We start from the raw sequence: 8,376 nt of genomic DNA, 5'->3' as shown, positions 1-8,376 counted from the left end.
GCAGGCGGAACTTATACCCTAACCATTACAAGTGCTACTCCATCAGGATGTGTAAAACAGTCTTCTGTAACAGTAATACAAAATACAACACCTCCTCCAGTTTCATTAACTGCCACCTCCCTCATTATATGTAAAGGAGAATCAACCACCATTACTGCAGCAGGAGCCATATCATACACTTGGAACGGATTACCCGGAAATGCAAACATACAAACCGTTTCTCCAATAGTCACCACAACCTATACCGTAACAGGAGTAGGTACCAACGGTTGTGTCGCACAAAAATCAATTACTATTACTGTGGTACCCGAAATTGTTTCTTCATTAGCAGATATCGAAATCTGTAAAGGAAATAAAGGTTCACTAGATGCAGGAGCAGGACCTAACTACACCTACTCATGGAACACAGGCGAGACTACACAAATTATTAATCCAACTCTCGAAGGAACTTATACTGTAACCATTAGCAATGGCGTTTGTGCTAAAACCTTCTCTGCCAAAGTTACCTATACACAAGTTCCGGAGATTCTGGATATTGTATATCAAGATGATGCCCTAACGATTAAGGTGAAAAATAATGAAAATTTACCCCTAGAATATTCTATCGACGATGGGGTAACATGGCAAAGTTCAAATATATTCTACAATGTTCATAAAAACACAGAATATGCCATCAGAGTAAGAAACATAAGAACCCTATGTGATGCTTCCGTTCTTTATTATACATTCTTTCTACCCAATGTTATAACTCCAAATGATGATGGACACAATGATGTGATAAGTTTCGCAGGAATTGCAAAATTTAAAAACTTCTCTGCTACAATATTTGACAGGTACGGACTCCAGATATTCAAAGCTACTAAAGAAAATCCTGTGTGGGACGGAAAATTCTTAGCTCGCGTGATCCCTACGGCCACCTATTGGTATATCGCATCTTGGGAAGATAGGATAACAGGAAGACCAATTAAATTATCCGGCTGGATACTCCTAAAGAATAGACGAAATGATGAGAGAATAATTCCGATCAATAATTAATAAAATCCTCAAAAACGGCAAGCCTATTCTCTCTGAGAAATGGCTGCCTATTTATTTTTTTAATAAAAGACAAACACAGAATGAATAAAAAAATAGCATGTTATTTCTTAATTATTTTATTTTGTTTATCATACAAAAGTTCAGCCCAAACTTATCAAGATACCCCCAACATAATTAATAAGTCCGGAGCTCTAAAACTAAATAACTTAAGAAACTTAAGAAATTTAAATACCCAATGTCCTAGTCATAATATAATCATCAACGGAACATTTACTGATAATGCTAATAATTGGATATTACAGCCCGGATGGGATGCTCCTGGTTCACAAGCACTTTTTTCTGAAAACTATGCAACAAATAAAGATATTTCTCAAAGCTTAAACAATTTAGATTTAGCAAATACTAATAATTTCATTCCTTTAACCCTCACATTAGGAACTCAGGATGGAAATCAGAGTGCAGGATCTACGGCTAAATTACAAATATTATTAAACAATACCGTATATGCTACTATTGATAACGGTACACAAAGAAATCCCGCTATAAATAATGTTAAAATTACCCTTAGCAATGGTGCAACTTCCAATTTCATCCCTTTTACTACAGCCAATATAAATGGTTTTACTAAACAGACTTTTACAGTTTATATCCCCAGTAGCACCATTCCTAATACTTCGACTCTAATTTTCAGAGCAACAACCGGAATTGATGATTGGTTGTTAGAAGATATTTCAATATTAGCTTTTACTTGTGATCATGATGGAGATGGAGTTCCTGATTATATAGACTTAGACAATGATAACGATGGTATTCTGGATACCGATGAATGTCCCAATATTTTTGAAAATGTTGATTTTTCAACCAGTAACAATGTTCCATATACATTTACAGCTCCACCAACGGATTTAGGTTTTATTTTTGATGTATATCAATTAGATAATTCATTTAATTTAATTATCAATGGAAATAGTTTAGCAAATCAAGAAATACAATTCGAAAATTTTTTAATAAATAATATTAGATTTGCTGACGGTTCAAGATATGGACAAAATGGAATACCGGACATATGGAATATAATAGGTTCTTCAGCTACAAACCCTGCTGTTAGAATTATTATTAATCCTAATGGAAGCATAAATATGTATGGAAGTAAAACATCGGGAGGCCCACTTCTTCCTTTAGAACTTTTTAACGGAGCGTTCTTTAATAATATTATCTGGAATAGCCAAAGTAATAATATAGTAAAAATAACGCAATTAGTACAAGGAATGACATATATTTCAGGTACTGGAGGAGGTTACAAATCGGGATTTTGCGACTTGGATGGGGATGGTATATCTAATCAATTTGATTTAGATTCTGATGGAGATGGATGTTTTGATTCTATAGAAGGTGATGAAAACGTCACACTATCTCAAATCAATGCCAATGGATCCATAGCAGGACCTGTAGATTCACAAGGAGTTCCTATCTTAGTAAATGCTGGTGGAGCCGCAGATATTGGCGGAGATCAAGGACAAGGAATAGGATCTTCTCAAGATGCAACTATTAACACGTGCTCTTGTGATCCGCCTACTATTACAAGCTCATCATCAACAATCTGTATTGGCCAAACCGTAACTCTTACTTCAAGTCAAGCTACAGGAAACACTTGGTCTACAGGTGAAACCACACAATCTATTGTTGTGACAACTCCAGGAACATATACGGTAACGCATTCTGACAGTGTATGTACAAGTGCTCCCGCATCTATTACGATAGTACAAGGACTTGTTCCCACTGTCCAAAATACAGGTTTAAGTGTATGTTCAGATTCAGCAACAGCTACTTTTGATCTTAGTTCAGCGCAAGCTGATATTAGTGTAACTCCCGGGGTAAGTTTTACCTATTATACCAACCAAGCAGATGCCATAGCAGGAAATACAAATAATATTGCTAATCCTTCTGCATATACTTCTGCAAATACAACTCTTTATGTAAGGGTAGCATCTGCACAAGGCTGTTTTAATGTTGCCGAACTTCAGCTCAACATAAATCCGAATCCGGTTCCGGTAATTACAGCATCTGCCAATGTAATTTGTAATGATAATCCCGTAACGCTAACTTCAAATTTACCTACAGGAAACGTTTGGTCCACAGGAGAAACAACACAAACCATTACCGTTTCAAATGAGGGAACCTATACCTTAACCAATAACAACGGTACCTGTATAAGTACACCGGCTTCTATTGCTATTCTTAAACAAATAGATCCAAATCTCCAAATAGCAGGAAACCTCCTATTTTGTGAAGGTGATTCCACGATATTAACCGCAACTGCTAACGGAACCGGAAACACATTCTTATGGTCTAATGGAACCACAGGACCTACAAATACGGTGACAGCTCCCGGTATTTATTCCGTTACCCTAACAACAGCTTTAGGATGCCAGTATCAACAATCGGTAACCGTTGCCATGGATCCTATTATCATTGTCAACATATTACCTCCTTCACAGACCATTACCTGTCTGGTAACTGAAATAACACTGGATGCTACGGCATCTGTATATCAACCAGGAGCTACTTTCCTATGGACAGCTACAGCAGGGGGAAATATTGTATCAGGGGGAAATACTTTAAATCCTGTAGTAAATGCAGGCGGAACTTATACCCTGACCATTACAAGTGCTACTCCATCAGGATGTGTAAAACAGTCTTCTGTAACAGTAATACAAAATACAACACCTCCTCCGGTTTCATTAACTGCCACCTCCCTCATTATATGTAAAGGAGAATCAACCACCATTACTGCAGCAGGAGCTGTATCATACACTTGGAACGGATTACCCGGAAATGCAAACATACAAACCGTTTCTCCAATAGTCACCACAACCTATACCGTAACAGGAGTAGGTGCCAACGGTTGTGTCGCACAAAAATCAATTACTATTACTGTGGTACCCGAAATTGTTTCTTCATTAGCAGATATCGAAATCTGTAAAGGAAATAAAGGTTCACTAGACGCAGGAGCAGGACCTAACTACACCTACTCATGGAACACAGGCGAGACTACACAAATTATTAATCCAACTCTCGAAGATTTTAGGGGTAAATTTTTTACTTTAATCGTTAGGGCATCATCTTGATATACAATATCCAGAATCTCCGGAACTTGTGTATAGGTAACTTTGGCAGAGAAGGTTTTAGCACAAACGCCATTGCTAATGATTACGGTATAAATTCCTTCGAGAGTTGGATTAATAATTTGTGTAGTCTCGCCTGTGTTCCATGAGTAGGTGTAGTTAGGTCCTGCTCCTGCGTCTAGTGAACCTTTATTTCCTTTACAGATTTCGATATCTGCTAATGAAGAAACAATTTCGGGTACCACAGTAATAGTAATTGATTTTTGTGCGACACAACCGTTGGCACCTACTCCTGTTACGGTATAGGTTGTGGTGACTATTGGAGAAACGGTTTGTATGTTTGCATTTCCGGGTAATCCGTTCCAAGTGTATGATACAGCTCCTGCTGCAGTAATGGTGGTTGATTCTCCTTTACATATAATGAGGGAGGTGGCAGTTAATGAAACCGGAGGAGGTGTTGTATTTTGTATTACTGTTACAGAAGACTGTTTTACACATCCTGATGGAGTAGCACTTGTAATGGTCAGGGTATAAGTTCCGCCTGCATTTACTACAGGATTTAAAGTATTTCCCCCTGATACAATATTTCCCCCTGCTGTAGCTGTCCATAGGAAAGTAGCTCCTGGTTGATATACAGATGCCGTAGCATCCAGTGTTATTTCAGTTACCAGACAGGTAATGGTCTGTGAAGGAGGTAATATGTTGACAATGATAATAGGATCCATGGCAACGGTTACCGATTGTTGATACTGGCATCCTAAAGCTGTTGTTAGGGTAACGGAATAAATACCGGGAGCTGTCACCGTATTTGTAGGTCCTGTGGTTCCATTAGACCATAAGAATGTGTTTCCGGTTCCGTTAGCAGTTGCGGTTAATATCGTGGAATCACCTTCACAAAATAGGAGGTTTCCTGCTATTTGGAGATTTGGATCTATTTGTTTAAGAATAGCAATAGAAGCCGGTGTACTTATACAGGTACCGTTGTTATTGGTTAAGGTATAGGTTCCCTCATTTGAAACGGTAATGGTTTGTGTTGTTTCTCCTGTGGACCAAACGTTTCCTGTAGGTAAATTTGAAGTTAGCGTTACGGGATTATCATTACAAATTACATTGGCAGATGCTGTAATTACCGGAACCGGATTCGGATTTATGTTGAGCTGAAGTTCGGCAACATTAAAACAGCCTTGTGCAGATGCTACCCTTACATAAAGAGTTGTATTTGCAGAAGTATATGCAGAAGGATTAGCAATATTATTTGTATTTCCTGCTATGGCATCTGCTTGGTTGGTATAATAGGTAAAACTTACCCCGGGAGTTACACTAATATCAGCTTGCGCTGAACTAAGATCAAAAGTAGCTGTTGCTGAATCTGAACATACACTTAAACCTGTATTTTGGACAGTGGGAACAAGTCCTTGTACTATCGTAATAGATGCGGGAGCACTTGTACATACACTGTCAGAATGCGTTACCGTATATGTTCCTGGAGTTGTCACAACAATAGATTGTGTGGTTTCACCTGTAGACCAAGTGTTTCCTGTAGCTTGACTTGAAGTAAGAGTTACGGTTTGGCCAATACAGATTGTTGATGATGAGCTTGTAATAGTAGGCGGATCACAAGAGCACGTGTTAATAGTTGCATCTTGAGAAGATCCTATTCCTTGTCCTTGATCTCCGCCAATATCTGCGGCTCCACCAGCATTTACTAAGATAGGAACTCCTTGTGAATCTACAGGTCCTGCTATGGATCCATTGGCATTGATTTGAGATAGTGTGACGTTTTCATCACCTTCTATAGAATCAAAACATCCATCTCCATCAGAATCTAAATCAAATTGATTAGATATACCATCCCCATCCAAGTCGCAAAATCCCGATTTGTAACCTCCTCCAGTACCTGAAATATATGTCATTCCTTGTACTAATTGCGTTATTTTTACTATATTATTACTTTGGCTATTCCAGATAATATTATTAAAGAACGCTCCGTTAAAAAGTTCTAAAGGAAGAAGTGGGCCTCCCGATGTTTTACTTCCATACATATTTATGCTTCCATTAGGATTAATAATAATTCTAACAGCAGGGTTTGTAGCTGAAGAACCTATTATATTCCATATGTCCGGTATTCCATTTTGTCCATATCTTGAACCGTCAGCAAATCTAATATTATTTATTAAAAAATTTTCGAATTGTATTTCTTGATTTGCTAAACTATTTCCATTGATAATTAAATTAAATGAATTATCTAATTGATATACATCAAAAATAAAACCTAAATCCGTTGGTGGAGCTGTAAATGTATATGGAACATTGTTACTGGTTGAAAAATCAACATTTTCAAAAATATTGGGACATTCATCGGTATCCAGAATACCATCGTTATCATTGTCTAAGTCTATATAATCAGGAACTCCATCTCCATCATGATCACAAGTAAAAGCTAATATTGAAATATCTTCTAACAACCAATCATCAATTCCGGTTGTTGCTCTGAAAATTAGAGTCGAAGTATTAGGAATGGTGCTACTGGGGATATAAACTGTAAAAGTCTGTTTAGTAAAACCATTTATATTGGCTGTAGTAAAAGGGATGAAATTGGAAGTTGCACCATTGCTAAGGGTAATTTTAACATTATTTATAGCGGGATTTCTTTGTGTACCGTTATCAATAGTAGCATATACGGTATTGTTTAATAATATTTGTAATTTAGCCGTAGATCCTGCACTCTGATTTCCATCCTGAGTTCCTAATGTGAGGGTTAAAGGAATGAAATTATTAGTATTTGCTAAATCTAAATTGTTTAAGCTTTGAGAAATATCTTTATTTGTTGCATAGTTTTCAGAAAAAAGTGCTTGTGAACCAGGAGCATCCCATCCGGGCTGTAATATCCAATTATTAGCATTATCAGTAAATGTTCCGTTGATGATTATATTATGACTAGGACATTGGGTATTTAAATTTCTTAAGTTTCTTAAGTTATTTAGTTTTAGAGCTCCGGACTTATTAATTATGTTGGGGGTATCTTGATAAGTTTGGGCTGAACTTTTGTATGATAAACAAAATAAAATAATTAAGAAATAACATGCTATTTTTTTATTCATTCTGTGTTTGTCTTTTATTAAAAAAATAAATAGGCAGCCATTTCTCAGAGAGAATAGGCTTGCCGTTTTTGAGGATTTTATTAATTATTGATCGGAATTATTCTCTCATCATTTCGTCTATTCTTTAGGAGTATCCAGCCGGATAATTTAATTGGTCTTCCTGTTATCCTATCTTCCCAAGATGCGATATACCAATAGGTGGCCGTAGGGATCACGCGAGCTAAGAATTTTCCGTCCCACACAGGATTTTCTTTAGTAGCTTTGAATATCTGGAGTCCGTACCTGTCAAATATTGTAGCAGAGAAGTTTTTAAATTTTGCAATTCCTGCGAAACTTATCACATCATTGTGTCCATCATCATTTGGAGTTATAACATTGGGTAGAAAGAATGTATAATAAAGAACGGAAGCATCACATAGGGTTCTTATGTTTCTTACTCTGATGGCATATTCTGTGTTTTTATGAACATTGTAGAATATATTTGAACTTTGCCATGTTACCCCATCGTCGATAGAATATTCTAGGGGTAAATTTTCATTATTTTTCACCTTAATCGTTAGGGCATCATCTTGATATACAATATCCAGAATCTCCGGAACTTGTGTATAGGTAACTTTGGCAGAGAAGGTTTTAGCACAAACGCCATTGCTAATGGTTACAGTATAAGTTCCTTCGAGAGTTGGATTAATAATTTGTGTAGTCTCGCCTGTGTTCCATGAGTAGGTGTAGTTAGGTCCTGCTCCTGCATCTAGTGAACCTTTATTTCCTTTACAGATTTCGATATCTGCTAATGAAGAAACAATTTCGGGTACCACAGTAATAGTAATTGATTTTTGTGCGACACAACCGTTGGTACCTACTCCTGTTACGGTATAGGTTGTGGTGACTATTGGAGAAACGGTTTGTATGTTTGCATTTCCGGGTAATCCGTTCCAAGTGTATGATATGGCTCCTGCTGCAGTAATGGTGGTTGATTCTCCTTTACATATAATGAGGGAGGTGGCAGTTAATGAAACTGGAGGAGGTGTTGTATTTTGTATTACTGTTACAGAAGACTGTTTTACACATCCTGATGGAGTAGCACTTGTAATGGTTAGGGTATAAGTTCCGCCTGC

The 8,376-nt window shown here is 37.1% G+C and carries 4 protein-coding genes; 2 read left to right on the top strand and 2 right to left on the bottom strand.

From position 1 onward, the window contains the following. Both AMQ68_RS00020 and AMQ68_RS00015 read left to right on the top strand, forming a co-directional pair. Positions 1-1,035: T9SS type B sorting domain-containing protein (locus AMQ68_RS00020; RefSeq protein ID WP_131725114.1), on the top strand; the 1,035-nt coding region annotated here is incomplete at its 5' end. Between the two features lie 80 nt (positions 1,036-1,115). After that, positions 1,116-4,163: a thrombospondin type 3 repeat-containing protein gene (locus AMQ68_RS00015; protein ID WP_054508602.1), complete on the top strand. Its 3,048-nt coding sequence runs from the start codon at positions 1,116-1,118 to the stop codon at positions 4,161-4,163. Here the strand turns inward: AMQ68_RS00015 and AMQ68_RS00010 are convergent. Both AMQ68_RS00010 and AMQ68_RS00005 read right to left on the bottom strand, forming a co-directional pair. Next, positions 4,064-7,261 (bottom strand): thrombospondin type 3 repeat-containing protein, encoded by a 3,198-nt coding sequence (locus tag AMQ68_RS00010; protein ID WP_054508601.1) that lies wholly within the window; start codon positions 7,259-7,261, stop codon positions 4,064-4,066. The genes AMQ68_RS00015 and AMQ68_RS00010 overlap by 100 nt on opposite strands. An 80-nt stretch (positions 7,262-7,341) precedes the next feature. After that, a partial coding sequence (locus AMQ68_RS00005) for a T9SS type B sorting domain-containing protein (RefSeq protein WP_131725114.1) occupies positions 7,342-8,376 on the bottom strand: 1,035 nt, incomplete at its 5' end.

This window comes from Chryseobacterium sp. ERMR1:04, from assembly GCF_001297705.1.
Taxonomy (GTDB): domain Bacteria; phylum Bacteroidota; class Bacteroidia; order Flavobacteriales; family Weeksellaceae; genus Chryseobacterium.
The sequence above is the reverse complement of the archived record's forward strand: the minus strand, read 5'-3'. Positions and strand labels throughout refer to the sequence as shown.